Consider the following 25751-nt stretch of genomic DNA (forward strand, 5'->3'; position numbering starts at 1 on the left):
CGTGTCGGGCGGGTCCGTGACGGGCGGGTCCGTGATGGACTGGAACCATGAGGACCTACGTTCTCGTGCACGGCGCCTGGGGCGGCTCCTACGGCTTCCGGCACGTCCGCCGGTTGCTGGCCGCGCAGGGCCACGAGGTGTTCACCCCCAGCCTCACCGGTATCGGGGAGCGGTCCCACCTCACCGGTCCGCTGGTGTCGCTCACCACGCACGTGCTCGACGTCGTCAACACGGTCCGCTACGAGGACCTCGACGACATGGTGCTGCTCGGCTTCTCCTACGGCGGCATGGTGGTGACGGGCGCGCTCGACGCCATCGGGGACCGGGTCCGCGAGCTGGTCTACCTCGACGCGTTCGTCCCGGCCGACGGGCAGAGCGTCACCTCGCTCTCCCCGGCCCGCGAGGTTCCGCAGGGCCTCGGGGCGCCGTGGCTGATCCCGCCGAACGAGCGCGCCTACGACTCGCCGGAGATCGCGGCGTTCTCCCAGCCGCGGCGCACCCCGCAGCCCGCGCGGACCTTCACCGAGCCCGTCCGGCTCGGCGCGCCGCTGGAGGAGTGCGGGTTCGGGCTGACCTACATCCGCGCGACGGCCGAGCCGAGCGTGGCGTTCGAGGCGGCCGCCGCGCGGGCGAAGGCCTCGCCCGCGTGGCGCTACCACGAGATCGACACCGGCCACATGGTCCCGGAGAACCGGCCGGAGGAGCTGACCGCGATCCTGCTCGGCCTGGCCTGACCCGGACCGCGACCCGGGCCGGGCCCGGCGCGTCAGAGCTTGTCGGCCTCCGGGATCACCTTCTCGCCGAGGATCTCCAGCGGCGTGATCGCCGAGACACCCGGGACCCAGCCGTGGACGTGCGTGACACCGAGGGTCGCCAGCCCGGCGAGCTGCTCGAGCATCGGGTCGACGTTCTCGCCGTCCGCGCCAGGGTCGAGCGGGAACATGACCGTCTTCTCGATCTCGTCGTAGTCGCGGCCGACGGCCTCGCAGTGCTCGCGCAGGACGTCGAGCTTGCGCGCGACCTCGGGGCCGCCGAACAGGTTGCACGCCTGGGCGTACTGCGCGACCAGCCGCAGCGTCTTCTTCTCCCCGCCGCCGCCGATCAGGATCGGCGGGTGCGGGCGCCGCAGCGGGTGCGGCGAGTCGAGGGTGCGCTCCAGCGTGTAGTGGGTGCCGTTGTAGGGGCCGTCGTCGTCGCTCCACATCTGCAGACAGATCTGCAGCGTCTCCTCCAGCCGCTCGAAGCGCTCGGCGGTCGGCGGGAAGTGCAGGCCGAGCCCGCGGGCCTCCTCGTCGTTCCAGGCGGCGCCGATGCCCAGCCAGGCCCGGCCCCCCGACAGCACGTCGAGGGTGGAGATCTGCTTGGCGAGCAGGCCGGGCGCGCGGTAGCTGACCGCGGTGACCCAGGCGAGCAGCTCGACGCGCGACGTGCGGGCCGCGAGGTAGCCCAGCGTCGTGTACGCCTCGAGCATGTCGTTCTCGACGGGGCCGACGCCGCGGATCTGCCAGACGTGGTCCATCACGCTGACCTTGGTGAAGCCGACGTCCTCGGCGGTGGTGACGACGCGGGTGAGGTCGGCGGCCAGGTTCTGGGGGCCGCCCGGCCAGGTGAAGTCAGCGACGTGGAGGCCGATCTTCATGCTGTGGTCTTCTCCCTCGGAGGTGGGTGTTCCCTTCCGACGCTAGCCCGGCACGCCACCGCTCCCGTGCGCCGCCACCTCCCGACGGGGCCGATTCGAACCGGACATAACCGAAATAGCAAACCGAATTCCACGAATTCGATCTGCCATTCGGGTTTGGTTCCCGGGGAGCCGTGTGACGGGAACACAGCCCTTGGGTACCGCACGTCGACTCACCGGATGAGGAGGCCGATGTGGCGAGCCCGGAAGCAGAAGTCAGACGAGAACACCCGATCCGCAGCCTGATCCCCGCGCGGATCGACAGGTTGCCGTGGTCGCCGTTCCACACCCGCCTGGTGGTCGCCCTCGGCGTGGCGTGGGTGCTCGACGGGCTCGAGATCACCGTCGCGGGCTCGGTGGCCAGCATCCTGGAGAAGCCCGAGGGGCTGAGCATGTCGGCGGCCGCGGTCGGCGCGGTGGCCACGGTCTACCTCGTCGGCGAGGTCGTCGGGGCGTTGTTCTTCGGACATCTCTCCGACCGCCTCGGCCGCCGCAACCTCTTCATCATCACGCTCGCCGTGTACCTCATCGGCAGCGGCCTCACGGCGTTGACGCTCGGCAACGGCGTGGGATGGATCGTCTTCCTCTACTTCACCCGGTTCATCGCCGGCATGGGCATCGGCGGCGAGTACGCGGCCATCAACTCCGCGATCGACGAGCTGATCCCGGCCCGCTACCGCGGGCGTGTCGACATCGCCGTCAACGGGACCTACTGGTTCGGCGCGATCCTCGGCACGCTCGGCACGTTCATCCTGCTCAACGCCGTGCACCCGTCACTGGGCTGGCGCCTCGGGTTCCTGCTCGGCCCGGTGCTCGGCCTGATCATCATCGTCGTGCGGCGCAACCTCCCGGAGAGCCCGCGCTGGCAGATCATGAACGGCCGCCGGGACGCGGCCGAGAAGTCGATCACCTACATCGAGGAGGAGGTCCGCAAGACCGGGCGCGACCTGCCCGCCGTCGACGAGTCGAAGGCCATCGCGCTCGTCCCCGCCTCGGAGATCGGCTACCTGCGGCTGCTGCGGCTGCTCTTCCGCGAGATGCCGGGGCGCGCCACGCTCGGCGCGACGCTGATGATCACGCAGTCGTTCCTGTACAACGCGATCTTCTTCACCTACTCCCTCGTGCTCACGACCTTCTTCCACGTGCCGTCCGGAAACGTGCCGCTGTACTTCATCGCGTTCGCCGTCGGCAACTTCGTCGGCCCGCTCGTGCTCGGCCCGCTGTTCGACACGATCGGGCGCCGCAAGATGATCGGCGGCACCTACCTGCTCTCCGGCGTCCTGCTGGCGATCACGGCGGTGTTCTTCAACGCGGGGATGCTGGACGCGCTGACGCAGACGATCGCGTGGACGGTCATCTTCTTCTTCGCCTCGGCCGGCGCGAGCGCGGCGTACCTCACGGTGAGCGAGATCTTCCCGCTGGAGGTCCGGGCGAAGGCGATCGCGGTGTTCTTCGCCATCGCGCAGTGCTTCGGCGCCATCGCACCGCTGATCTACGGGGCGCTGATCGGCGACGGATCGCGGCCCTTCCTGCTGTTCATCGGCTACCTCATGGGCGCGGTGATCATGGCGATCGGTGGCCTGGTCGCGTGGTTCCTGGGTGTCGACGCCGAGCGCAAGTCGCTCGAGGACGTCGTGTCGCCGCTCGCGGCGCGCGCGCCCGCAACCCGGGCCCCGGGCGCGGGTTCGCCGTCGGCGGGCTGAGCCGCCCGCGGCCTCAGCCGACCAGGGCGGCGAAGCGGTCCAGGTCGACGTTCCCGCCGCTCACGATGACACCGACGCGCTGTCCCGCCAGGCTCTCCCGGCGGGACAGCGCGCCGGCGAGCGCGAGGCAGCCCGTCGGTTCGACGACGAGCTTGAGCCTGCTCGCCAGCAGCCGCATGCAGTCGACGAGCGCCTCGTCGTCGACGGTGAGGATCTCGTCGACCCCCTCGCGGATGATCGCGAACGGGTAGCGGCCCAGGTGCTGGGTCTGCGCCCCGTCCGCGATGGTCCGAGGGACGTCGATGTGCACGATCTCCCCCGCCCGCCACGACCGCAGCCCGTCGTCGCCCGCCGCCGGCTCGACGCCGTGGATGCGCACGCCGGGCGACGTGGCCCGGGCCGCGAGGATCGCCCCCGAGAGCAGCCCGCCGCCGCCGAGGCAGACGAACAGCGCGTCGAGCTCCCCGGCCTCCTCGATGAGCTCGAGCGTCGCGGTGCCCTGACCGGCGAGCACGTCCGGATGGTCGTAGGGCGGGATCACCGTCAGCCCGCGCTCGGCCGCGATGGTGGCGGCCAGCTCCTCGCGGTCGACGGCGTAGCGGTCGTAGGTGACGATCTCCGCGCCGTAGCCGCGGGTCGCGGCGACCTTCGAGGCGGGCGCGTCGAGCGGCATCACGATCGTCGCCGACGTCCCCAGCTCGCGGGCGGCGAGCGCGACGGCCTGCGCGTGGTTGCCCGACGAGAAGGCCAGCACCCCCGCGGCGCGCTGCGGCTCCGGGAGCCGCGACAGCGCCGTGTAGGCGCCGCGGAACTTGAACGCGCCGCCACGCTGCAGGTTCTCGCACTTGAGGAACAGCGATGCGCCGGCCATCGCGTCGAGCGTCCGCGAGGTGACCACGGGCGTGCGGTGCGCGACGCCCGCCAGCGCCCGGGCGGCCGCCTCGACGTCGGCGAAGGTCGGGACGGGCCGTTCGAGCGTGCTCAGGCCTGACCCCCGGCGGCGGCGTCGAGCGCGTGCGGCGGGACCTCGCCGGCCGGCGCGGCGCCGTCGCGGGCGGCGTCGTCGGGGTCCTCGACGACGAACAGCACGTCGACACCGGTGAGGCGCAGGATGCGGCGCAACGTGCCGCGCGGCCCGCGCAGCGTGACCGATCCGCCGCGGCGGCGGGTGCGACGGTGCGCGGCGAGCAGGGCGGACAGCCCCGAGGAGTCGCAGAACGTCACCGCGGACACGTCGATGACGACGTCGGCCGGCCCCGTGCCCGGCCCGGCCAGGGCCCGCAGCTGCTCGTCGAGCACCGGGGCCGTGGTGTGGCTGAGCTCGCCGCGCACCGACACGCACGGCGTGCCGTCGGCGCCGGTCGTCGTGTCGAGATGGAGTGGCTCGGGATGGCCGCTCACCGGTCGTCGCCTCCGATCGTCGGCTCCCGTCGCAGCAGCGCGCGGCCGTCCCGCAGGCACCGCAGGGCGAACGGGAAGTCGTGCAGTCCCGCGGCGAGCGCGTCGAGCACGGTGCGCAGACCGCCGGTGGTGATGCCGCGGGCCGTGAGCGCGGCCGCGAGCCAGCGCAGGTAGTCCGCGAACAGCTCGGCGTCGTCGAGGTAGACCGCCGCGGCGAGGAAGTCGACGACCTGCCCGACGTCCTCGAACGGATCGGTCTCCAGCGGGTTGGCCAGTGCCCCGCCCGCGAGCGGGGAGAACCCGTGCAACGCCGTGACCGCCGCGCCGACGAGCTCACCGCGGCGCTCGCGCAGCGCCGGGTACTCCGCGTCCGCGCCGGTCGAGGCCGCCTGCTCGGCCGCCGCACGGCCCCGCCACGGTTCCCGCTCGAGGATCTCCAGGGCCTCGACCGGGCCGGGCGCCCAGGCGTCGACGCCCAGCCGCCGGGCCCAGCGGCCGTCGACGCCGAACCCGGGCCCGCCCGCGATGACCGGTGTCCCGGTGCGCTGGGCGGCCTGGATCGTGCGGTGCGCCGCCGGTAGGTGGATGGGCAGCGCGCAGCTCAGCGCGACCGCGTCGGGCCCGTACTCGTGCAGGTAGGAGGCCAGGTGCTCGGCGGGCACGCTGGCGCCGAGGAACGTCACGCCCCAGCCGTCGGCGCGCAGCACCTCCGCGACGATGCGCGCGGGCAGCGCGTGCCACTCGCCGTCGAGACAGCCGACGACGACCGAGCCCCGCGCGCGGCCCGCCGGGATCCGGGCCCCGACCGCGGCGACGACGCGCTCGTTGACGGCGGTGGCCGCGTGCTCCTGGGCGACGCTCCACTGCCCGCCCTGCCAGAGCTGCCCGATCCGCCGCGCCGCGCCGCCCACGAGACCGACCAGCACCTCGGACACCGGGACACCCGCGTCGAGCAGGCGCACCGCGATCTCGCAGGCACGCCACTCGTCGGCACGGCCCAGCGCGTCGAGGAACTCGGCGGCCGTCGCCTCGTCGTACCGGGCGGGGAGCGTCGGGGGTGGTGCGGTCACGCAGGTCCCTCTCTGTCGGCCGGCGGCGTCCCGGTCGCGGTGCGGACCGAGTGCAGGTGGCGGCGCGGAGCGCTGCCCGGCAGCGGCGCCTGTACGACCAGCACGGCGATGTCGTCGCGGCTGCCCGCGCTGAGCCAGTTGGTGGCGTGCAGCGTCACCCGTTCGGCGATCGCGGCCGCGGGCATGACGTGGCAGCCGCCGAGCAGGTCGACGAGCCGCTCCTCGCCGAACTCCTCGCGCCCGCCGACGCCGCCGCGGGCCTCGGTGACACCGTCGGTGTAGAGCACGCAGGACTCGCCCGGGGCGAGGTCGATCGTGCGCGCCCGGAAGCGGGCTCCCGGGATGGCGCCGACCAGGGTCCCGCCGACCTCGGCGATCTCCGCGCCGTCGGCGCGCACGAGGACGGGGGGCGGGTGCCCCCCGCCGGCGAGCCGGAGCCGCAGCCCGCCCGACTCCAGCGGCACTGCCGAGCCGACGACGACGGTGACGAACCCCGGGTCGTCCTCGTCGGCGGCGGCCTCGAGCATCGTCTCGTTGAGCAGCTCGAGCAGCCGGACCGGATCGCTCTCCAGCCGCCGCAGCGCCTGCACCGAGTGCCGCAGCCTGCCCGTGCTGACCGCGGCGTCGACACCCTTGCCGCACACGTCGCCGAGCATGAAGGTCGCGGAGCGACCACCGGGCTCGGCGTGGACGTCGTAGAAGTCGCCGCCGATGAGCAGTCCCTGCTCGGCCGGCCGGTAGGCCGCCGCGAACGACACGCCCTCGACGAGCGGCAGCTCTGGCTGCAGCAGGCTGCGTTTGAGCACGGCGGCGGTGCGGGCCTGCGCCGCGTAGAGCGAGGCCGCGGCGAGCGCGATCCCGGCCCGCTGCGCGAACTCCTCGACGAGCGCCGCGTCGAGCTCGGGGGAGACCGCCGTGGCCCGCGTGCCGTCGGGGCCGTCCTCCGGCGGCAGCAGTACCAGCGCGCCGGCGGGCTTCCCGTTGCCCGGCAACGCCATCAGCGCGGCCCCGCTCGCGCCGGTGCCGGTGCGTCGCCACGGCTCGGAGTCGAGCTCGGCGGCGACCAGCAGCTGCGGACCGGTGTCGAGGCCTGCGAGCGCCCTCGCGACCGGCGCGGGCAGCGCGCGGGCCGGGGCCTGCCCCGCGCTGGAGGGCCCGGCGTGCTCGCAGCGGTACCAGTCGACGGTGCCGGCGTGCACCGGCAGCACGACGATCGCGGCCTCGGCCAGCTCGTCGGCGGCCAGCTCGGCGACCGCCCGCGCCGTCCGCCCCGGGTGCAGCGACAGTCCGAGCCGGCGGCTGGCCGCGGCCAGGAACCGCGACCGCGCGCGCTCGGCCAGCAGACTGTCGAGCCGGGCACGTTCCTCGGTGACGTCGCGCACGTGCCACGCGGTCCAGCCGCCCGGGAGGCTGCGGCGGCGGACGGCGAGGGCGCGCCCGTCGACGGCGACCTCGGCCTCCGCGGTCCCGGCCCCTCCGCCGCCGGGGGCGTCACCCTTCCCGCCGCCGGCCCGGCCGCTGTCTTCGCCGCCGTTCTCGGCGCCGCACGCGAGCGTCAACGGCGACATCGCCGCCGCCGACAGCTCGCCGACGCGCAGGCCGGGCAGCAGCCGCCGCGCGACGACGTTGGCCGAGCGGACGACGCCGCGCTCGTCGCACGCGAGGACGCCCTCCCCCGCCCCGTCGAGCAGGCGCTCGGCCAGGCTCGGCTCCGGTGCAGCGGCGGGCGCCGCGGGTCCCGTCGGGACGAGGGCCGCCGACCGTGCCGGGAGCGGCACCAGGGCGCCGTCGACCGCACCACCACCGATGCCGGTGGCGGCGCGGTCCGTGTCGGCGTCCTTGCTGCGGCTGATCACCCGCGAATCACACACTCTCGGTAGTCGGCACGGACCCGCGGCGGGACCGCCACGGCGGGACCGCACAGCTGGAGGCCGCGAATGACGACGCCGTTCGTCCGAGGGTAGAGGTCTCCGGGGGATTCCTCAGCGTCCGACCGCGTCGAGGGGAGCTGGTGCGTCGGGTGGCGCGCCCCGTGGGGCGAGCCCCGACGCGGGCCGGACGGGCGGTCGGTCAGCGCCTGCGACGGTTCCCACGGTTCCAGCCGGCGACCACGGACAGGCCCTCCACCAGGCCGTTCACGGCCGATCCCAGCCGGCGACGCAGCTTCTTCATGATGTCCACTCCTCGTGTCGGGGTTCTCGGGGGACGCCCCCGACCGTCTCAAACCGGTAACGGTGCGCCACGTCCGGGTCCACCAACGGGTGACGACGCAGGTCGGCGCGGGCGCGACGGCGCGGGCGGGGGCCGGCGCGGGCCGCGCACCCGGTAGCGTCGAGGACCGATGAGGCGATCGTTGCGCTCGCCGCTGCCGCAGCGGCACGGTCTCGACGCGGTCCGGCTGCGCACCCCCGCCGACGGGCCGTGGACCCTCATGCGCGACCACCTGGTCGAGAGGCTGCCGCGGGTCGCTCCCGAGCGCATCGACGAGATGCTCGCCCGGTCGGAGATCGCGGGCGTCGACGGGCCGCTGCGCCCGGACTCCCCCTTCGTCCCCGAGACCTTCGTCTGGCTGCACCGGGACCTGCCCGACGAGACACCCGTCCCGTTCCCGATCCACGTCGTGCACCGCGACGAGCACCTGCTCGTCGTCGACAAACCGCACTTCCTGTCGACGATCCCGCGCGGCCGCCACGTCGTCGAGACGGCGCTGGTGCGGCTGCGGCGCGACCTGGACCTGCCCGAGCTCAGCCCGGCGCACCGGCTCGACCGGGTCACCGCCGGACTGCTGATGTTCGTCGTGCGCCGGGAGGACCGCGGCGCGTACCAGACGATGTTCCGCGACCGGCGGGTCGCGAAGACCTACGAGGCGATCGCCCCCCACGACCCGGCGCTGCTGCTGCCGCGCACCGTGACCAGCCGGATCGTGAAGGAGCGCGGGATCATCGTCGCGCGCGAGGTCGACGGGCCGCCGAACGCCGAGACCTACGTCGAGCTCGTCGAGCACCGCGACGGGCTCGGTCGCTACCGGCTGACGCCCGCCACCGGGCGCACCCACCAGCTGCGGCTGCACATGGCGGCGCTGAACGTCCCCATCCTGGGCGACCACTTCTACCCCGAGCTGCACGACAAGCCGCTGGACGACTACACCCGTCCGCTGCAGCTGCTCGCCCGCACGCTGGCCTTCACCGACCCCCTGACCGGCGAGAACCGGCGGTTCACGAGCACGCTGGCGCTGCAGGCCTGGGACGACTACGCGGCCTGGGCCCTGTGAGCGGCCCTCGGCAGCCGCCCACGCCCCCGGCGCCGCGACACCGCTTCCGAGGCGGACCTCTCCGCCGGGAGGACGTCGTTCGCGCCCGCTCCTCACCCGCCGGGTGGTGATCCACCTGCCTCGCCTCGACGGCTACGGCGTCGAGGCCGTGCGCGACGCGCTCACCGCCCGGATCGCTACCTGCCTGAGCAGCTACACCGCGAGTAGTGGTTCACGCACGGGGTGGACGCGCTGCCTGTGACATGGTGATCTCGCCAGGCGCGGCCGAGCGAGAACGACCGCGGCGCCGCGCGGGCCGCTCGTCAGGCGCGCGCAGCGGTGAGGGTCGGCCCCGCCGCAGCCCGGTAGAGCGCCAGCACGTCGTCGAAGAAGGACGAGGAGCCCGGGGGCCACGACCCGATGATCGCCATGACCGCCTCCCGCCGCACGACGACGGCGTCCGGGTCCGTGTGCGCGAGCACCTCCTGCAGCTGCGCGGCGGTCAGCTCGGTGCAGTAGCCCGGTGCCCCGGCCTGCATTCGCCAGGTGTCGTCGACGGTGCCCGCGTCGACCGGATCGAACCCGGTGTCGTCGACGAGGCCCATCACGATCTCCTTGGCCCCCGGGCCGCCGCCCGCGACGGGGACGGCGAGCCGGTCGGCGGCCCCCTGCGGCCGCGCCCGGCCGGCGAGCGTCGTGCTGAGCAGCGCGTTCCATGCCCGAACGACCGGGCGGCCGAGGTGCCGCTCGATCCAGACGCCCTCGGCCGTGCCGTCGTCGATCTCCGCGATGCGCCCGTCTCGGTGCGGGTAGTAGTTCGACGTGTCGGCCACCGGGACGTCGGCGGGGAGGCGGTCGATGATCGGCCGCAGGGTCGGCGTGCTGCCGAACGGGATCGAGGTGATGAGCACGTCGACGTCGCAGCAGACCTCGTCGAGGGCGGTGGGGGCCGCGCCCGACTCGGCCGCCAGTCCGGCCAGTGACCCGGGTCCGCGGGTATTGGCGACCTGCACGACGTGCCCGGCCGCGCCGAGCTTCCGCGTGAGCTCGGCCCCGATGCTCCCGGTGCCGATGATGCCGATCCGCACAGCCCTCTTCCCTTCGTCGTCCTGATCACGTCTGTCATCGAGCGTCGCAGGTCCGATGCCGCGGAGCGATGCCGGAAACAGGCACGATCATTACCCTGGGAGTCATGGCTCGGATCGAGGTCCGCGAACTCGAGTACTTCCTCGCTGTGGCCGACACGCTGCACTTCGCCCGCGCCGCAGACCAACTCGGGATCGCCCCTCCCCCGCTGTCGCGCGCGATCGCACGGCTCGAACGGCGGTTGGGCACGGCGCTCTTCGAGCGCTCCAGCCGCCGGGTCGAGCTGACCGCGGCCGGCCGCGTGTTCCGCACCGAGGCGCGGGCCACCCTGCGCGCCCTCGACCGCGCCGTCCGGCGGGCGCAGCAAACCGGCCGCGGCCCGCTGCGGATCGCCACCCCGTCCGGCACCGGCGCGGGCCTGCTGCGCGAGGTGGTGCGCGGCTACGTCGCCCGCTCCGGCCGTGACGCGATCGAGCTCGTCTTCACCAGGGACCAGGTCTCCACGGTCCGCGACGGCCACGCCGACGTCGCGCTGGTGTGCTCCTCGGCGGACGACCTGACGGGCCTGCAGGTCCGGCACGTTGCCACCGAGCACCCGGTGGCCCTCGTGCCGCTCGACCACCCCTTCGCGGGACGGCCCTCCCTCACGGCCGCGTGCCTGAGCCGCGACCCGGCCTACGTCACCGAGCCCCCACCGGTCGGGCTCGACGCGCTCATCGATCTGGTCGCCACGGGCCAACTGATCGCGGTCGTCGGCGACAGCGCCCTCGACCGGCTCGGCCGGCACGTCGCCGCAGTCCCCGTGACCGGCCTCCCGGCGACGGACGTTCTGCTCGCCTGGCCGGCGGACGGTCCGGACCCGCGCGTCGCCGGGCTGCTCGACCTGGTGCGGGAGCGCCGCTCGGCATGACGGACCGGGCCCCGCGACGACGCGGTTGAGCACCGCCACGTGGCTGTGCGGCTGTGGGTCCTGGTTGCGGTTGGTCGCGTGATCCCACCGCGTCCACGCCAGCCCGGTGGCCTCTTCACGTCCCTCGGCTGCCGCCCACGACGTAACTCGGTCGACCGGGGCGGGTCGTTCGGCGAGGCTCCTCGTCGTGGAGCTCGACGACACCCTGGTCGACCGGTTCGTCGCCGACGGGTTCGTGCACCTGCCCGGCGCGTTCGGCCGCGACGTCGCCGACGAGTGCCGTGACCTGTTGTGGACCGCGACCGGCTGCGCCGCAGACGATCCCGCGACGTGGACGCGGCCCGTCGTGCGGATCCCCGGCATGGCCCAGCCGCCCTTCCGCGCGGTCGCGACCACGCCGGTGCTGCACGCGGCGTTCGACCGGCTCGTCGGGCCGGGCCGGTGGGTGCCGCGCGCCGGGCTCGGCACGTTCCCCGTCCGGTTCCCGCATCCCGACGACCCCGGCGACGCCGGGTGGCACGTCGAGGCGAGCTACGCCGGTCCCGACGGCGCGCCGCGGACGAACCTCCGCTCCCGCGGCCGTGCGCTGCTGATGCTGTTCCTGTTCTCCGACGTCGGGCCCGACGACGCGCCGACCCGGATCCGGGTGGGCTCGCACCTCGACGTCGCGCCGCTGCTCGCCCCCTACGGCGACGACGGCGCGGAGTTCGTCGCCCTCGCCGGCGATGCGGTCCCGGCGAGCGACGGGCGGCCCGTCGCGTTCGCGACCGGCGCCGCGGGCGACGTCTACCTGGTGCACCCGTTCGTCGTGCACGCGGCGCAGCCGCACCGGGGCACCGCGCCGCGGTTCATGGCCCAGCCCCCGCTGGAGCCCACCGGCCTGCTCGACCTGTCCGGCACCGATCCGACGCCCGTCGAGCAGGCCGTGCTGGACGGCCTCGCGGCGGCGGGGCTCAGCCCTTCCAGGACCGGGTGAAGTCGGGCGGGATGACCAGGTCGTCGCGGCTGAGCTCGTGGATCGACGACCTGCCCAGCCCGAGCAGGGCCGAGTCGATGCCCTGGCGCAGGATCTGCAGCACGTTGGCCACCCCGGCCTCGCCGTTCGCGGCCATGCCCCACAGGTAGGCGCGCCCGATCAGGACCGCTCGGGCCCCGAGCGCCAGTGCCTTCACGACGTCGCCGCCGCGCCGGATGCCGCCGTCCATCAGGACCTCGACCTGGTCGCCCACCGCGTCGACGACCGCCGGCAGCAGCCGGATCGCCGCCGGCGTCCCGTCGAGGTTGTTGCCGCCGTGGTTGGACACCGAGATCGCCGTGGCGCCCGCGTCGACGGCACGCCGGGCGTCGTCGGGGTGCGTGATGCCCTTGACGGCGAACGGACCGCCCCACTCCTGGCGCAGCCAGGCGATGTCCTCCCACGTCGGCAGCGGGGTGCCCATCCACTCCCCGTAGGCGCCGAAGAACGTCGGGGCGGGCTCGCCGGGTGCGGCGAGGTTGGGCGTCGTGAGGTCGGGGAGCTTGCCGTGCTTGAGCCAGCCGGCGAGGTAGCGCGGCCGCAGCACGCCCTCGGGGGCGAACCGCAGCATCGCCTTGAGGTCGAGCTTCTCGGGGATCATCGGGCTGCCCCAGTCGCGGCCGTTGGCGAACGACCAGTCGAGGGTGACGATGAGCCCCTTCGCGCCCGCGGCCTTGGCCCGTTCGGCGCGCTGCAGGATGCGCTCCCGCGTGCCGACCCAGTACATCTGGAAGAAGAGCTTGTCGTTGGCCGCGGCGACGTCCTCGACGGCCCGGCTCGCGAACGACGACAGCCCCATCGCGGTGCCGGCCCCGGCGGCGGCGCGCGCGACGGCCACCTCGCCCTCCGGGTCGACGGCCTGCACGCCCGTCGGGGAGATGACGACCGGGAACGCGATCTCCTGGCCCATCACCGTCGTGGTCTGGGAACGCTCCTGGGGCAGGTCCGCGATGCGCGGCCGAAAGCCCAGCTCGCTGAACGCGGCCACGTTGTCCTCGGTCGTGATGCCGCGTTCGCTGCCGGCGACCAGCGCCATGTAGACGGACTTCGGCAGCCGCCTGCGCGCCCGCCGCTGTGCCTCGGCGACCGTCTCGAACCACTCGCCCGTGCTCGCCATTGCCCGCTCCCTTGCAGCCCGGCCCTCGTCGTCGTCCGCGGGAGCCTAGCGTTTCGGCACCGAGTGCCGAAAGTGGAGGGTGCGTGCCGCGGCGTCCATCCCGACGAAAAGCACCCTCCCGCAACCGGGGTCGCGGGAGGGTGTGCGTACGGGATCAGACGCCGTCAGTCGTCGACGGTCTCGTCGCCGCCCGCGCGGTGGCGACCCTCCTGCAGACCGCGCTGCCAGCTCGACAGCCGCATCCGCACCCGGTCGGGGGCGCGCTCGGTACGCGTCGCGCCGACGCCCACGCCGTCCTCCCCGGGTTCACCGCGGGGCGGCGGGACGACCTGACGGCCGGGCTGCCGGCGCGGGAGCCCGCTCGCCGTCGTGGACAGCTCGTCGGACTCGGCCGCGAGCTGTGCCGCGGCGGCCCAGCCACCGTCGTCGCCCCAGTCCTCGGCGCCCGCGCCGGGCGCGTGGTGGGCCCCGCCGGTCCGGAACCAGGCCGACGCCATCTCCTCGTAGATGGGGCTGCCGGCCTCGTCGTCGGTGCCCATCGTGCGCGGGTCGAGCGGGCCGAACAGCGCGTCGGCGCCGTGCGAGACCGCGGCACTGGCCGCGGCGAACAGCGGTGTCTCGTCGATGCGGATCGGCGGCAGCCCGTCGGGCGCCGGGGTGTCGGTCACTGGCCGCCCGCCCAGCGGGTCGACGACGGGCAGCGCGCCGGTGGGCGGGTCGACGGCCTCGGCGGACAGCGGCTCCGCCGGCGGACGACCGGCGAACATGCTGGTCGGCGAGTCGGCGAACCCGGCGTCCGCACCGACGGCATCGTCGAGGTCGGCGAGCCCGGCGGGCGACGACGACGCCGGGAACGCCCCGGTCCCGAACCCCTCACGGTCGAACCCTGCCGTGGCGGTGACGGGCAGCGGCCCACTCTCGGCGGGCCCGACGAGCACGTGCGCCGGACAGTGCACGGCGGCGACCAGGGCGAGGCCGGGCGCCGGCGGATGCGCCGGATCGACCCGGACGCTGACACGCAGGCCCGCCCGCCGGGCGAGCCGGGCCGCGACGAACAGCCCCACCCGGTCGGCCGGGAGCAGGCCTTCCTGTGCGGGGTCGTCGAGGCGGAACTGCAGCTCGTCGGCCTCCTCGCCGCGCAGCGCGACCCCCGCGACGAACACCTCGACGGCGAGCCCGCCGTCGGCCGTCCAGTGGCTGGCCAGGTCGATGCGGGCGCCGGGCGCCGTGGTCGCGCCGGTGTGCGCCAGCAGCTCGGCGAGGACGGCGCCCAGACCGTCGGCCGCGGCGGCCGCCAGCACGGCCCCGGCGGGCGGGGCGACGACGACGCGCGGCGCGTCCTCGACACCGGACATCACCTCACCGAGCAGCTCGCCGAGCAGGACCGGCCCCTCGGCGCGCCGCACCGGCTCGGCACCGGCGAGGGTGAGGACTGTGTCGCTGTCGCGGCGGGTGCGCCGGGCGACGGCGGCGAGCTCTGCGAGGTCGGCGAGCGGACCGGGGCGGGTCTCGTTGGCGCGCAGGCGTTCGGCGAGCGCCGCCTGCCGCGAGGCCTGCGCGCGCAGCCGCCGGATCACCCCGAGCAGGACGCCGTCGACCGCCACGCCCGGCGTGACGACGGGCAGCGGGCCCGACAGCGGCTCGGGCTCGGCGGGCACAGCACGCTCCCGCGCGACGGGCGAGGGCCGCGACCCCGCTGCCGGCGCGTCGTGGCCGGCGGGCGGGAAGGACGGGCCGGGGACCTGCGCGAACCCGCCCGCCGGGGTCGAGGGGCGGTGGCGGACCTCGGGCGCCCACGCGTCGTCACGGCCGCGGTCCTCGACGACCGGGACCCGCGCGGCGCCCAGCGGCTGCCACGACGCGGGCCGCCGGCCCTCGCCGGCGCCGGACACGTCCCCCCAGAGGTCGGTGGAGCCGCCGAGCGGCTCACCCTGCTCCGAGTTTCGCACCACGCGATCCCTCCGAACGGCTTGCGATCGCCGCCCCGTCCCACTCCACGCGGGAGCCGGGACGCTGGTGCCGACGGGGGAGCTGCGATCCTGCGTCGTGAAGGCTGAAGGCTACCCCGCCACGCAATCGCCGGCGGCGCACCCGAGGGGAATCAGGCATTCGCGCGGCGACACGCCGACGGGGTGCTTGCCAACGGCACCTCGGCCCGATCTTCGAGCCGCGCCCCGCGCGGCGACGACCGGTCGGCGACGAGAACGACCTGCTCGACGGTCCACCGGAGGTCGATCTCCGCACCGGCCAGGTCGGCGGGCACCCGGCCGCGGGCCAGCACCAGGTCGGCGCGGAACGGCTGCGGATGGGTCACCGGCACGATCGGTGATGTGGCGTCGAACACGGCCGCGCCGAGCTCGTCGAGGCCCCGGGCGGGCGCCGCGAGCCACTGCCCGCCGAGGCGCACGGTCCGCGGGCCGAGCACGCACTCCACGGGCCCCGCGCCCTCGACCGCGTCGGCCACCGCGTCGACGAGCGCGGCCTCCAGCCCGCCCCCGGCCGCCGGTACGGTCAGGTGCCCCAGCGGCCGCAGCTTCACGATCCACTGCTCCGGGACCGACCACGTGACGCCGCGGACGACGGGCCGCGGCAGGTCCCGCAGCGCGTCGAGCACCGCGGCGGACGGCCGGACCGCGATCGACATGCGCACGACCGACATCGTCCCGCCTCGTTCCGCCCGCCGCGATCCCCCGCCCGCGCACCGGGCCGACCGCGCGTGCGCCGGGCTCATCGACCGCGCGTGCGTCGGACACATGATCGACGCCTGCGTCGGCGATGAGTACGTGGCGACCGCGTCGTCCTACCGTCGGAGTCCCGGTGCCCGGGACCTGACCGAGAGGACGACGATGACCGACCTGTACGCGACCCTCGCCGAGCACGTCGAACGCGGCGCCGTCCCGGGCCTGGTCGCCGGGGTCGCCCGCGGTGGTGTGACCGACGTCGAGGTCCTCGGGTCGACCGGGTACCCCGGCGCGCAGGGCGCGCGCCCGATGACGCGCGACACGCTGTTCCGGATCACGTCGATGACCAAGCCCGTCGTCGCGGCCGCGGCGCTGTCGCTCGTCGAGGACGGGACCCTCGGCCTCGACGACGCGGTCGACGACCTGCTTCCCGAGCTCGCCGACCGCCGGGTGCTGCGCGACCCGCAGGGCCCGCTCGACGACACCGTCGCCGCCGAGCGTCCGATCACCGTCGAGGACCTGCTGAGCTTCCGCGCCGGCCTGGGCTTCGACCTCGACGTCGGCTTCCCGACGAGCCCGCTGTTCGCCGCCGCGGCCGAGCTCGGCCTCGCCATCGGGCCGCCGGTCCCGCCGTCGCCGCACTCCCCCGACGAGTGGCTGCGCCGTCTCGGCACGCTGCCGTTGCTCGCCCAGCCAGGTGCGCGGTGGCTCTACGACACGTGCGCCGACGTGCTCGGCGTCCTGGTCGCCCGGGCCGGGGGCGCGGCGCTGCCCGACGTCCTCGCCGAGCGCGTCCTGACCCCGCTGGGGATGCCCGACACCGCATTCCACGTCGAGGGCGCCGACGTCGACCGGCTCGCGGCCGGCTGGACCGACGGACCCGACGGCACGCCCGTCCCCCTGCAGGACGGCGGCGCATGGACCCGGCCCCCGGCGTTCCCGTCGGGCAGCGCAGGGCTCGTCTCGACCGTCGACGACTACGTGCGGTTCGCGACCGCGCTGGCGGCGGGCGAGCTGCTGGCCCCCGCGACGGTGGCGCGGATGGTCACCGACCGGCTGACCGGCCCGCAGCACGGCTCCGTGCTGCTCGGGGACCGCGGCTGGGGCCTGGGCCTGGCCGTCGACCCCGGGGGCCGCTACGGCTGGGACGGCGGCTTCGGGACGACGTGGCTGACCGACCCGGGCTCCGGGACGGTCGCGGTCCTGCTGACCCAGCGCACGTTCAGCGGGCCGGTGTTCGAGCTGATCAGTGCGTTCCGGGCGGCGGTCTGAGCCGGCGGGCCGTCACTCGAAGAGGTCGGTCGGGCCGGCCCCGCGGCGGACGATCTCCGGCTCGGGTCCCGAGAAGTCGATGACGGTCGTCGGCTCGACCCCGCACTCCCCCGAGTCGACGACGGCGTCGACCAGGTGGTCGAGCCGTTCCTTGATCTCCCAGCCCTGGGTGAGCGGCTCGGGCTCGTCGGGCAGCAGCAGCGACGAGCTCAGCAGCGGCTCCCCCAGCTCGTCGAGCAGCGCCCGGACCACCGTGTGCTCGGGGATCCGGACACCGACCGTCTTCTTCTTGGGATGCAGCAACCGGCGCGGCACCTCGCGCGTCGCGGGCAGGATGAAGGTGTAGCTGCCCGGCGTCGCCGCCTTGAGCGTGCGGAACAGGCTGTTCGACACGGTGACGAACTGGCCGAGCTGCGCGAAGTCGCGGCAGACGAGGGTGAAGTGGTGCTTGTCGTCGAGATGGCGGATCTCGCGGATGCGGGCGATCCCCTCGGCGTTGCCGAGCCGGCAGCCGAGCGCGAAGAGCGAGTCGGTCGGGTACGCGATCAGCCCGTCCTCGCGCACCATCTCGACGACCTGCGTGATCGCGCGCCGCTGGGGGTCGACGGGATGGACGTCGAAGTACCGGGCCATGGCGCCGCAGCCTATGCCCGCCCGCCCGCCCGCGGGCGCGGCCCTCACCCGCCGCGTGCGAGACTCGCGCCCGTGCCGGCGGGGGCGTGGGTGCGGGACCTCCGCACGGAGGTGCGGACGACGCTCACCGGTGTCGACCCCGGGCTCGGCCGGCTGCGGATGGCCGCGACCGCCACCGCCGCGATGGTGCTCGCGGCCGCCGTCATGGCCGGGGTCCGCGAGCTCACCGGCCAGCCCGTCACCGTCCTGCTCTTCGCCGCCGTGCTCGCCATGGTCAGCAACCTGTCGGTCAACGAGCCGGAGCTGCCCGCCCGCCGGATCACGACGGCACTCATGCTGCTGCCCGCCGCCCTGGCGATCACCGCCGGCACGCTGCTGGCGCCCGCGCGGCTCCTCGCCGATGTCGTTTTCGTGCTGGTCATGGCGGCCGCGGTGTGGGTGCGCCGGTTCGGCCCACGCGGCTTCGCGCTCGGCATGGCGGCGTTCATGCCGTACTTCTTCACCCAGTTCCTGCAGACGGGCGCCGCCGAGCTGCCCTGGCTCCTGCTGGCCGCGGGCGTGGGGATCGCCTCGACGCTGCTGCTGCGCGGCTGGCTGCTGGCCGAGCGTCCCGAGCGGGTGCTCGACCGGCTCGTGCGCGCCTTCCGGGCGCGGGTGCACGCCGTCGTGGAGGCGGTGGGCGACGTGCTGGCCGCCGAACCGGGCGACGTCGCCGACGAGCTCGCCGCCGTCCGCCGGGCCCGGGTCCGGCTCAACGACACCGCGCTGCAGGTCGTCGACCAGCTCGAGCACCTCGACCGCGACTCCCCCGAACCCGGCGACCTGCCGTTGCGCGTCATGGACACCGAGCTCGCCACCGAACGGCTGGCGATCTCCACCCGGCGGCTCATGGCCGAGGACCCGCCGCCCGACCGGCTGGTCCTGCGCCGGCTCGCCGCGGGCGTGCGCGGGCTGGGCCGAGCCACCCTGACCCCGACGCCGACCGATCGCGTCCCGGCCCTGCTCGACGGCGCGCGACGCAGCGTCGACGCCATCTCCGCCGACACCGAGGGCGGCTCCGAACGCGCGCAACGGGTCGCGTTCGCCGTCACCCGGCTCGCCGATGCGCTCAGCCTGGCCCGGGAGGCCGCGGGCCACGACCCCGCGCCGGACGGCGCCCGCCCCGCGGCGCCCGACCCCACCGCCGCGCCCGACCGCTCCGATCCCGACCACACCGACCCCGACCACACCGACCCCGACCACACCGACCCGGCATCCGGCAGCACCGACCGCACCACCGGCACCCCGGCCGACGGCAGCGCCGCCGAGGACGACGCGCCCGACGCCGGCGACGGCCGGCCGGGACTGGACCTGACCACGCGCCAGGCCGTCCAGGTGCTGGTCGCGACGAGCCTGGCGATCGTCGTCGGCGACCTGATCTCCCCGTCGCGCTGGTACTGGGCGGTGATCGCGGCCTTCGTCGTGTTCGCCGGGACGGCGAGCCGCGGCGACGTGGTCAACCGCGGATCGCAGCGCGTCGTCGGCACGATCGGCGGGGTGGCGGCCGGGATGGGGCTGGCGTGGCTCGTCGGGGACCATCGGCTCGTCGCACTGGTCCTGCTGTTCGGCTGCGTGTTCCTCGCGCTCTACCTGGTCCGGATCTCGCAGGCGCTCATGGCGTTCTGGATCACGACGGTGCTGGCGCTGCTGTACGGGCTGATCGGACAGTTCTCGACCGAGACACTGCTGGTGCGGATCGAGGAGACCGCCGTCGGGGCGGCGATGGGGATGATCGCGGGCTACCTGGTGCTCCCCAAGCGCACCCGGGAGGCGTTCGGGGAGGCGCTCGACGACGCGGTCGACGCCTCCGACGCCGCGCTCGCCGCGGCGATCGACCAGCTGTGCGGCCTCCGGCCCGAGACGTCCCCCGTCGAGCTCGCCCGCGACCTCGACGACGCGCTCGCGACGCTGCGGCAACGGGCCAAACCGCTGGGCAACCCGCTGCCGCGCAGGCGGGGGCGCTCGGGCTACGACCGCATCCTGCGGGTGCTCACGGCCGTCGACCACTACACCCGCGACCTGGCGCGGACCTCCGACGGCGTCACCGACCCCGACTGGGAGCCGACGCTGCGGCCCGCGGGCGACCGGGTCCGCGCCAACCTCGACGCGCTGCGCGACCACCTCGTCGCGGCCATCCCGCAGCAGAGCGGGCCGTCGACACGGGACGTCGACACGCTCGAACCGCCCGCCGACATCGGGTCCGCCGAGGACCTCGTCGACGCCGCGGAGGCCCACGCCGCGCGCTGCACGGAACCCCGCAAACGCTACGAGATGCTCGCCGCCGCCCGCTACCTGCGGCGGATCGACCAGGCCGTCGTCGGGCTGGCCGTCGACCTCGGCGTGGCGCCCGACCCGGCGGACCGCCCGCGGGCGGCCGCCCGCTGACGCCCGCCCACCCCGCCCGCCCGCAACCTCACGGTTCCCGCGGGCGCTCGGGCCGACCCTGAGGTTGCGCTCGGAAGGCAGTCTCGAGCTTGCGGTCAGGTTCCGGCCACAAGGTCTGGCAGGCTCGCGTCATGGACCCGACGGCTCGCATCCTGCGGCTGCTCTCGCTGCTGCAGACCTACCGCCACTGGTCGGGCGACGAGCTCGCGCAGCGGCTGGCGGTCAGCCCGCGGACACTGCGTCGCGACGTCGAACGGCTGCGTGAGCTCGGCTATCCCGTCCTGACCAGCCGCGGTACCTACGGCGGCTATCAGCTCGCAGCGGGCACCCGGATCCCACCCCTGCTGCTCGACGACGAGGAGGCCGTGGCCATCGCGGTCGGGCTGCGCACCGCGGCGAACGGGTCGGTGGCGGGCATCGAGGAGACGTCGGTCCGGGCACTGGCGAAGCTGCAGCAGGTCCTGCCGACGCGGTTGCGCCGACGCGTCGAGGCCCTCGCGGTGGCGACGGAGGCCGTGGCGGGCTACGGGGAGTCCGTCGACCCGGACGTCCTGCTCACCATCGCCCAGGCGTGCCGCGGCTCCGAGCAGCTGCGCTTCCACTACACGGCCACGGACGGGTCCGAGACCTCCCGGCTGGTCGAGCCGCACCGACTGGTGTCGCGGTACCGGCGCTGGTACGTCGTCGCGTGGGACGTCGACCGCGGCGCGTGGCGGACGTTCCGCGTCGACCGCGTCACCCGTCCCTTCGCCAACGGTGTCCGGGTCCCGCCGCGCGAGCTGCCCGCCGAGGACGCGGCGAGCTTCGTCGCGGCGGCGCTGCGGTCACGCCCGCAGCCGTTCACCGCGGTGCTGCGGCTGCGCGGGACGGCCGACGAGCTGCGCGACCGGGTGCCCGGCTGGATGGGTGAGCCCGTTCCCGACGGCGACGGCACCTGCCTGCTGCGCACGGGCGCGGACAACCTGGAGTGGCTCGCGCTGAGCCTGACCCGGCTCGACGCCGACGTCGAGCTGGTCGAGGGATCCCCGGACCTCGTCGCAGAGCTCAACCGGCTGCGCACCCGCGCCGAACAGCTGACCGCCGCACCCTGAGAACCGGCGGCCGCCGTCCGGGTGCTGCCGGTGCCGAGGGCAGCTGCCACGATTGATCGCGTGACCAGATCGTCGTCGACGCCGGGGACCTGCCCGTGCGGCCTCCCCGAGCCGTACGACGACTGCTGCGGCCGGTTCCACACCGGCGCCGCGGCGGCGCCGACCGCGGAGCTGCTCATGCGCTCCCGGTACACCGCCTTCGCCGTCGGCGACACCGGCTACCTGCGGCGCACATGGCATCCGCGGACCCGCCCACGGCGTCTCGCGCTCGAGCCCGAGCAGGTCTGGACCCGGCTGGAGATCCTCTCCCGCAGCGGCGGCGTCCTGTTCACCACGCACGGCATCGTCGAGTTCGCCGCGCACTACACCCGCCGCGGGCGGCCCGGCGTGCTGCACGAGCACAGCCGCTTCGTCCGCGAGGACGGTGTCTGGCTGTACTTCGACGGGACCGAGGACTGAGACCCGGGCACCGGTCGGGAAGAGAGCCCACATGACCGGGCCGGACTGGTCCTCGACGGTGGTTCGCCCCCTCCCTGACCTGCGCAGACACGGCCGGAACCGTCAGGTACGACCGGATCCTGCCGGATCTACCGGGTCGCACGGCGTGGGTGGGCCGACCTAATCTCCGCCCGTGACGACGATGGGCACCCGCACCGCGGTCGGCAGCTTCAGCGGCGACCCCGGCCGGCGGGCGTCGGGGCGCGAGGTGCTGCGGCTGCTGGCCGCGACGAGCAGACCGCTGGCATGGGCGACGGCCGTCTGGGCGGCGGCGGCGGCGGTCGCCCCGGCCGGGGTCGTCGTCGCGCTGGGGGTTGTCGTCGGCGCCGTGCCCGCGGCCGCCGAGCACGGCCTCGGCTCTCCCGACGGGCACCGGCTGGTCGTCGGGCTCGTCGTCGCGACCGTCGTCTACGCGTTCTCGCTCGTGCTCGATCCCGTCGGCAGCGCGATCGGCATCGCCGCCCGCACCCGGATCACCGGCGCGCTGCAGGGCAGGCTGCTGCGCGCGGTCTCGCAACCGGTCGGCGTCGCGCACCTCGAGGACGCCGACGTGCTCGACAGGCTCGCCCGCGCCGAGGGCAGGCTCACCGGGATGTTCCCCGGCGACGCGCCGGTGACCTGGGCGGGCTCGGTCGCGACGCAGGCGTCGGGCTGGCTGGCCTGCGGCGTCGTCGCGCTCTACCAGTGGTGGGTCGGGCTGGTCCTGCTCGTGATGTGGGTCGTCGTGCGGCGGCTGATGCTGCGCACCGTCGTCGTGCTCGCCACCGAGCACCGCGGCCAGACGACGGCGATGCGACGCGCGGGCTACTTCGCCGCGCTCGGCACGCGGGCCGCGGCGGCCAAGGAGATCCGGGTCTTCGGTCTCGACGGGTTCGTCGCCGACCGCTACGGCGCCGAGTACGGCGCAGCGCTGGACTCCGCGGTCGGCGGGATGCGCCGGCTGCACCGCCGGGCACTGGGCTGCGTGGTCGTCGTGGCCGTCGGGATCGTCGGCGCGCTGCTGGTCATCGGGGCCGACGCGCACGACGTCGGCCTCGCCGCGCTCGCGACGCTGCTGCCGATGCTGGCGGTGACGATGTCGGCGGGTTCGGTCACCTTCGACGACCTGACGGTCGCGTGGACGATGTCCGGGCTGCCCGATGTCGAAGGCCTCGAACGCGACCTGGCCAGGGAGGCCGCACCGCCGGGTGGTGCCCGCGAGCCGGCCGGGCTGCCGCGGGAGTCGATCCGGTTCGCCGACGTGTACTTCCGCTACCCCGGCCAGGACGACGACGTCCTCGCCGGCATCGATCTCGAGCTGCCGGCGGGTACGTCGACCGCGGTGGTCGGGGTCAACGGCGCCGGCAAGACCACGCTCGTCGGGCTGCTCTCGCGGCTGCGCGACCCGGTCTCGGGCGAGGTGCTCGTCGACGGCACGGACGCCCGGGAGCTCGATCCGGCCCGGTGGCAGCGGCAGGTCGCGGTGGTGCCGCAGGAGCCCGTGCACTACCCCGCGACGGCCTACGACAACGTCGCCTACGGCGCGCTCGCACACCTCGCCGACGCCGACGGCGTCCACGCGGCCGCCGCGCAGGCGGGGTTCGCGGCCGTCGTCGAGACGCTGCCCGACGGCTGGGACACCGTGCTGTCGCCGGAGCTGCCGGGCGGGGTCGACCTGTCCGGCGGCCAGTGGCAGCGGCTCGCGCTGGCCAGGGCGTTGTTCGCGACCCGGCACGGCGCCCGCGTCCTGGTCCTCGACGAGCCGACCGCGGCGCTCGACGTCCGCGGCGAGGCCGAGTTCTACGCACGGTTCCTGGAGATCACCGCCGGGCTGACGACGGTCGTCATCTCCCACCGCTTCTCGACCGTGCGCCGGGCCGACACGATCTGCGTCCTCGACGGCGGCCGGATCACCGAGCGGGGCTCGCACGACGAGCTCGTCGCGCTCGGCGGCACCTACGCGCACATGTACGAGGTACAGGCGGCCAGGTTCCGCGACGGCCCGCCGGGCCGGCGGGACGCGGGCCGGCCGCGGCGCCGGGCGGGTGGCCGCCGATGACCGCGCTGGCCGACCCGCCCGCCCCGCGCCGCGACAGGCCCCGCTCCCCCGAGCCGGGCGAGCGCGTCCCGCGCCGGGCGATCCGGCTGCTGCACCTCATGCTGCTCGACGGCTTCCGCGCCGCCCCCGGCCTGATGACGGCGGTGACGGCGCTGCTGGTCGTGGGCGGGGTCGCGGCGACCTGCTACCCGCTCGGGTTCCGCATCCTGCTCGACGGCGCCCTCGCCCACGACACCCGCCAGCTGGTGCTGGGCGCGCTGTTCGTCGGCGGGCTGCTCGCGCTGACCTGGGTGCTGCAGGCGATCGGCGCCACCGAGGCGATGGCCCTGTCCGACCGCGTCAGCATCTTCCACACCGCGCGGCTGGTGCGGCTCGTCAGCGGCGTCCCCGGGCTCGAGCACCTGGAACGTCCGGAGTACCTCACCGAGATCGAGCAGATCAGTTCGCGCCGCCGGGCGCTGGCGGGCGCTCCGCGGCAGCTGATGGGCAGCGTCGCGTCGGTGGCGCGGATCGTCGCGCTGCTCGTGCTGCTCGCGTCGGTGTCGCCGTGGCTGCTGCTGCTCCCGGTGGCCGCGGTCCCGCCGCTGCTGGCCGACCGGTGGGCCAAGCGCATCATCCGCACCAACGAGGACGAGGTCGCCCACGACCAGCGCCGCGCGGGCCTGCTGTTCTCGTTGGCGACGACGACCGGCTCCGCCGCCGAGCTGCGCTCCTACGGGTTGGCCGACCACGTCGGCGCGGAGCACGCGCGGCTCGCCGCGGCGGTCGACAGGCGGACCGGCGGTGAGGCGCTCAAGGTCCTCGCCATCCAGGCGACCGGCTGGACGATCTACGCGGCGGGGCTGATGGGCGCGATCGCGTTCGTCGTCGTCGAGACCACCCACGGGGTGTTATCGGCCGGTGCCCTGCTCATGGCGGTCACGCTGATCCGGCGGTCCCGCGCGCAGCTCGCGACCGCGGCCGTCCGCTCCGGTGCCCTGCTCAGCACGCTCACGGTCGCCGACCGGATGTTCTGGCTGGAGGACCACGCGGCCGCCGAGGCCGCGGCGCGCGGCCACGACCCGGCGCCCGACGCGCTGCACGACGGGATCCGGCTGCGCGACGTGTCGTTCACCTACCCGGGCGCCGAGCAGCCGGTGCTCACCGGTCTCGACCTGGACCTGCCGGCCGGCTCGACGGTGGCGATCGTCGGGGAGAACGGCGCGGGCAAGACGACGCTGGTCAAGCTCCTGCTCGGGATGTACAGCCCCGACGCGGGCACCGTCGAGGTCGACGGCCGGCCGCTGAGCGGGATCGAGCCCGGCGCCTGGCGGTCGCGCACCACGGCGGCCTTCCAGGACTTCGCCCGGCTGCACCTGCCGGTGCGGCACACCGTCGGCGTCGGCGACCTCGCCCGGCTCGACGACACCGACGCGGTCGCCGGGGCGCTCGACCGGGCCGGCGCCACGTCCGTCGCCGAGACCCTGCCCGACGGGCTCGACACCCTCGTCGGCTCGACCTACACCGGGGGCCGGGGGCTCTCCGGCGGGCAGTGGCAGAAGCTCGCGCTGGGCCGGGCGATGATGCGCGACGACCCGCTGCTCGTCGTGCTCGACGAGCCCACCGCGAACCTCGACGCCCCGACCGAGCACGCGATGTTCGAGCGCTACGCCTCGGCGGCCGCGCGGGGGGCCGAGCGCAACGGCGCGGTGACCGTCCTGGTCTCCCACCGGTTCTCGACGGTGCGCATGGCCGACCTCGTCGTCGTGCTGGAGGACGGGCGGGTCCGCGAGCGCGGCACGCACGCCCAGCTCGTCGCCGCGGGCGGCCGCTACGCCGAGCTCTACGAGCTGCAGGCGGCGTCCTATCGGTAGCGAGAGCGGCCCGGCTCACGATCGGGGCCGG

At 75.1% G+C, this 25751-nt stretch carries 22 protein-coding genes and 1 pseudogene; 12 read left to right on the forward strand and 11 right to left on the reverse strand.

Annotated elements, in window-relative coordinates:
• Positions 1-47 precede the first annotated feature (47 nt).
• Complete coding sequence (locus tag PSED_RS20320; RefSeq protein ID WP_013676120.1) at positions 48-734, forward strand: alpha/beta fold hydrolase; 687 nt, start codon at positions 48-50, stop codon at positions 732-734.
• 32 nt (positions 735-766) lie between these two features.
• Here PSED_RS20320 and PSED_RS20325 read toward each other — a convergent pair whose 3' ends face one another.
• Positions 767-1639, reverse strand: coding sequence for an LLM class F420-dependent oxidoreductase (locus tag PSED_RS20325; protein ID WP_013676121.1), 873 nt, complete (start codon positions 1637-1639; stop codon positions 767-769).
• A gap of 233 nt (positions 1640-1872) precedes the next feature.
• On the opposite strand from PSED_RS20325, the gene PSED_RS20330 reads away from it, so the two are divergent.
• On the forward strand, positions 1873-3381 hold the full coding sequence (locus PSED_RS20330; RefSeq protein WP_013676122.1) for an MFS transporter: 1509 nt from the start codon (positions 1873-1875) through the stop codon (positions 3379-3381).
• A 13-nt stretch (positions 3382-3394) separates the two neighbouring features.
• On the opposite strand, the gene PSED_RS20335 is transcribed toward PSED_RS20330, so the two are convergent.
• Genes PSED_RS20335 through PSED_RS20350 form a run of 4 tightly spaced genes read right to left on the reverse strand, consistent with a single transcriptional unit; the run spans position 3395 to position 7708 of the window.
• Complete coding sequence (locus PSED_RS20335; protein ID WP_041761797.1) at positions 3395-4366, reverse strand: threo-3-hydroxy-L-aspartate ammonia-lyase; 972 nt, start codon at positions 4364-4366, stop codon at positions 3395-3397.
• Positions 4363-4782 (reverse strand): STAS domain-containing protein, encoded by a 420-nt coding sequence (locus PSED_RS20340; RefSeq protein WP_063821906.1) that lies wholly within the window; start codon positions 4780-4782, stop codon positions 4363-4365. The genes PSED_RS20335 and PSED_RS20340 overlap by 4 nt, the downstream gene beginning before the upstream one ends.
• Positions 4779-5852 carry a cobalamin B12-binding domain-containing protein gene (locus PSED_RS20345; protein ID WP_013676124.1) on the reverse strand — a complete coding sequence of 358 codons (1074 nt, stop codon included), beginning with the start codon at positions 5850-5852 and terminating at the stop codon, positions 4779-4781. Before PSED_RS20345 ends, PSED_RS20340 begins: the two co-directional genes overlap by 4 nt.
• A complete protein-coding gene (locus PSED_RS20350; protein WP_013676125.1) occupies positions 5849-7708 on the reverse strand; it encodes a PP2C family protein-serine/threonine phosphatase in 1860 nt (619 codons plus the stop codon). The genes PSED_RS20345 and PSED_RS20350 overlap by 4 nt, the downstream gene beginning before the upstream one ends.
• Positions 7709-8193: 485 nt before the next feature.
• Between PSED_RS20350 and PSED_RS20355 the strand changes: the two genes are divergently transcribed.
• Both PSED_RS20355 and PSED_RS35350 read left to right on the forward strand, forming a co-directional pair.
• The gene (locus PSED_RS20355; RefSeq protein WP_013676127.1) at positions 8194-9123 is read left to right on the forward strand and encodes an RluA family pseudouridine synthase; all 930 of its coding nucleotides are present in this window, start codon (positions 8194-8196) and stop codon (positions 9121-9123) included.
• A 106-nt stretch (positions 9124-9229) separates the two neighbouring features.
• The gene (locus tag PSED_RS35350; protein WP_267939103.1) at positions 9230-9364 is read left to right on the forward strand and encodes a hypothetical protein; all 135 of its coding nucleotides are present in this window, start codon (positions 9230-9232) and stop codon (positions 9362-9364) included.
• Between the two features lie 61 nt (positions 9365-9425).
• Here the strand turns inward: PSED_RS35350 and PSED_RS20360 are convergent, their stop codons facing one another.
• Complete coding sequence (locus tag PSED_RS20360; RefSeq protein WP_013676128.1) at positions 9426-10190, reverse strand: NADPH-dependent F420 reductase; 765 nt, start codon at positions 10188-10190, stop codon at positions 9426-9428.
• 104 nt (positions 10191-10294) lie between these two features.
• On the opposite strand from PSED_RS20360, the gene PSED_RS20365 reads away from it, so the two are divergent.
• Complete coding sequence (locus PSED_RS20365; RefSeq protein WP_049803458.1) at positions 10295-11098, forward strand: LysR family transcriptional regulator; 804 nt, start codon at positions 10295-10297, stop codon at positions 11096-11098.
• Between the two features lie 24 nt (positions 11099-11122).
• On the opposite strand, the pseudogene PSED_RS35700 reads toward PSED_RS20365, so the two are convergent.
• Positions 11123-11302: pseudogene (locus tag PSED_RS35700) on the reverse strand (relaxase domain-containing protein); the annotation flags it as partial.
• Between PSED_RS35700 and PSED_RS20370 the strand changes: the two are divergent.
• Positions 11286-12074: a phytanoyl-CoA dioxygenase family protein gene (locus PSED_RS20370; RefSeq protein ID WP_013676130.1), complete on the forward strand. Its 789-nt coding sequence runs from the start codon at positions 11286-11288 to the stop codon at positions 12072-12074. The pseudogene PSED_RS35700 and the gene PSED_RS20370 sit on opposite strands and share 17 nt — an antisense overlap.
• Here the strand turns inward: PSED_RS20370 and mftD are convergent.
• The 3 genes from mftD to PSED_RS20385 form a co-directional block, all read right to left on the reverse strand.
• Entirely contained in the window at positions 12052-13230 is a 1179-nt protein-coding gene (gene mftD, locus PSED_RS20375; RefSeq protein ID WP_013676131.1) for a pre-mycofactocin synthase MftD, read from the reverse strand. The genes PSED_RS20370 and mftD overlap by 23 nt on opposite strands.
• 164 nt (positions 13231-13394) lie before the next feature.
• Entirely contained in the window at positions 13395-15182 is a 1788-nt protein-coding gene (locus tag PSED_RS20380) for a hypothetical protein (RefSeq protein ID WP_013676132.1), read from the reverse strand.
• Positions 15183-15331: 149 nt separating this feature from the next.
• Positions 15332-15889, reverse strand: a complete 558-nt coding sequence (locus PSED_RS20385) for a 2'-5' RNA ligase family protein (RefSeq protein ID WP_013676133.1) — start codon at positions 15887-15889, stop codon at positions 15332-15334.
• Positions 15890-16076: 187 nt separating this feature from the next.
• Here PSED_RS20385 and PSED_RS20390 point away from each other — a divergent pair, with 187 nt between their 5' ends.
• Positions 16077-17183, forward strand: a complete 1107-nt coding sequence (locus PSED_RS20390) for a serine hydrolase domain-containing protein (protein WP_013676134.1) — start codon at positions 16077-16079, stop codon at positions 17181-17183.
• Positions 17184-17195: 12 nt separating this feature from the next.
• On the opposite strand, the gene PSED_RS20395 is transcribed toward PSED_RS20390, so the two are convergent.
• Entirely contained in the window at positions 17196-17816 is a 621-nt protein-coding gene (locus PSED_RS20395; RefSeq protein WP_013676135.1) for an L-threonylcarbamoyladenylate synthase, read from the reverse strand.
• 72 nt (positions 17817-17888) lie between these two features.
• On the opposite strand from PSED_RS20395, the gene PSED_RS20400 reads away from it, so the two are divergent.
• The 5 genes from PSED_RS20400 (at position 17889) to PSED_RS20420 (ending at position 25720) form a co-directional block, all read left to right on the forward strand.
• Positions 17889-20240, forward strand: a complete 2352-nt coding sequence (locus tag PSED_RS20400; protein WP_013676136.1) for an FUSC family protein — start codon at positions 17889-17891, stop codon at positions 20238-20240.
• 131 nt (positions 20241-20371) lie between these two features.
• Positions 20372-21331 carry a helix-turn-helix transcriptional regulator gene (locus tag PSED_RS20405; protein WP_013676137.1) on the forward strand — a complete coding sequence of 320 codons (960 nt, stop codon included), beginning with the start codon at positions 20372-20374 and terminating at the stop codon, positions 21329-21331.
• A gap of 60 nt (positions 21332-21391) precedes the next feature.
• A complete protein-coding gene (locus PSED_RS20410; protein ID WP_013676138.1) occupies positions 21392-21790 on the forward strand; it encodes a YchJ family protein in 399 nt (132 codons plus the stop codon).
• A 181-nt stretch (positions 21791-21971) separates the two neighbouring features.
• The gene (locus PSED_RS20415) at positions 21972-23867 is read left to right on the forward strand and encodes an ABC transporter ATP-binding protein (protein WP_013676139.1); all 1896 of its coding nucleotides are present in this window, start codon (positions 21972-21974) and stop codon (positions 23865-23867) included.
• On the forward strand, positions 23864-25720 hold the full coding sequence (locus tag PSED_RS20420; RefSeq protein WP_013676140.1) for an ABC transporter ATP-binding protein: 1857 nt from the start codon (positions 23864-23866) through the stop codon (positions 25718-25720). Before PSED_RS20415 ends, PSED_RS20420 begins: the two co-directional genes overlap by 4 nt.
• Positions 25721-25751 lie beyond the last annotated feature (31 nt).

The organism is Pseudonocardia benzenivorans CB1190 (assembly GCF_000196675.2).
In the GTDB taxonomy this organism is placed as follows: domain Bacteria; phylum Actinomycetota; class Actinomycetes; order Mycobacteriales; family Pseudonocardiaceae; genus Pseudonocardia; species Pseudonocardia benzenivorans.

Coding starts and splice junctions, on each gene's coding strand:
- mftD (WP_013676131.1), bottom strand. CDS start 13,230: ATGGCGAGCACGGGCGAGTGGTTCGAGACGGTCGCCGAGGCACAGCGG.
- PSED_RS20365 (WP_049803458.1), top strand. CDS start 10,295: ATGGCTCGGATCGAGGTCCGCGAACTCGAGTACTTCCTCGCTGTGGCC.
- PSED_RS20320 (WP_013676120.1), top strand. CDS start 48: ATGAGGACCTACGTTCTCGTGCACGGCGCCTGGGGCGGCTCCTACGGC.
- PSED_RS20405 (WP_013676137.1), top strand. CDS start 20,372: ATGGACCCGACGGCTCGCATCCTGCGGCTGCTCTCGCTGCTGCAGACC.
- PSED_RS20355 (WP_013676127.1), top strand. CDS start 8,194: ATGAGGCGATCGTTGCGCTCGCCGCTGCCGCAGCGGCACGGTCTCGAC.
- PSED_RS20415 (WP_013676139.1), top strand. CDS start 21,972: ATGGGCACCCGCACCGCGGTCGGCAGCTTCAGCGGCGACCCCGGCCGG.
- PSED_RS20325 (WP_013676121.1), bottom strand. CDS start 1,639: ATGAAGATCGGCCTCCACGTCGCTGACTTCACCTGGCCGGGCGGCCCC.
- PSED_RS20390 (WP_013676134.1), top strand. CDS start 16,077: ATGACCGACCTGTACGCGACCCTCGCCGAGCACGTCGAACGCGGCGCC.
- PSED_RS20385 (WP_013676133.1), bottom strand. CDS start 15,889: ATGTCGGTCGTGCGCATGTCGATCGCGGTCCGGCCGTCCGCCGCGGTG.
- PSED_RS20395 (WP_013676135.1), bottom strand. CDS start 17,816: ATGGCCCGGTACTTCGACGTCCATCCCGTCGACCCCCAGCGGCGCGCG.
- PSED_RS20420 (WP_013676140.1), top strand. CDS start 23,864: ATGACCGCGCTGGCCGACCCGCCCGCCCCGCGCCGCGACAGGCCCCGC.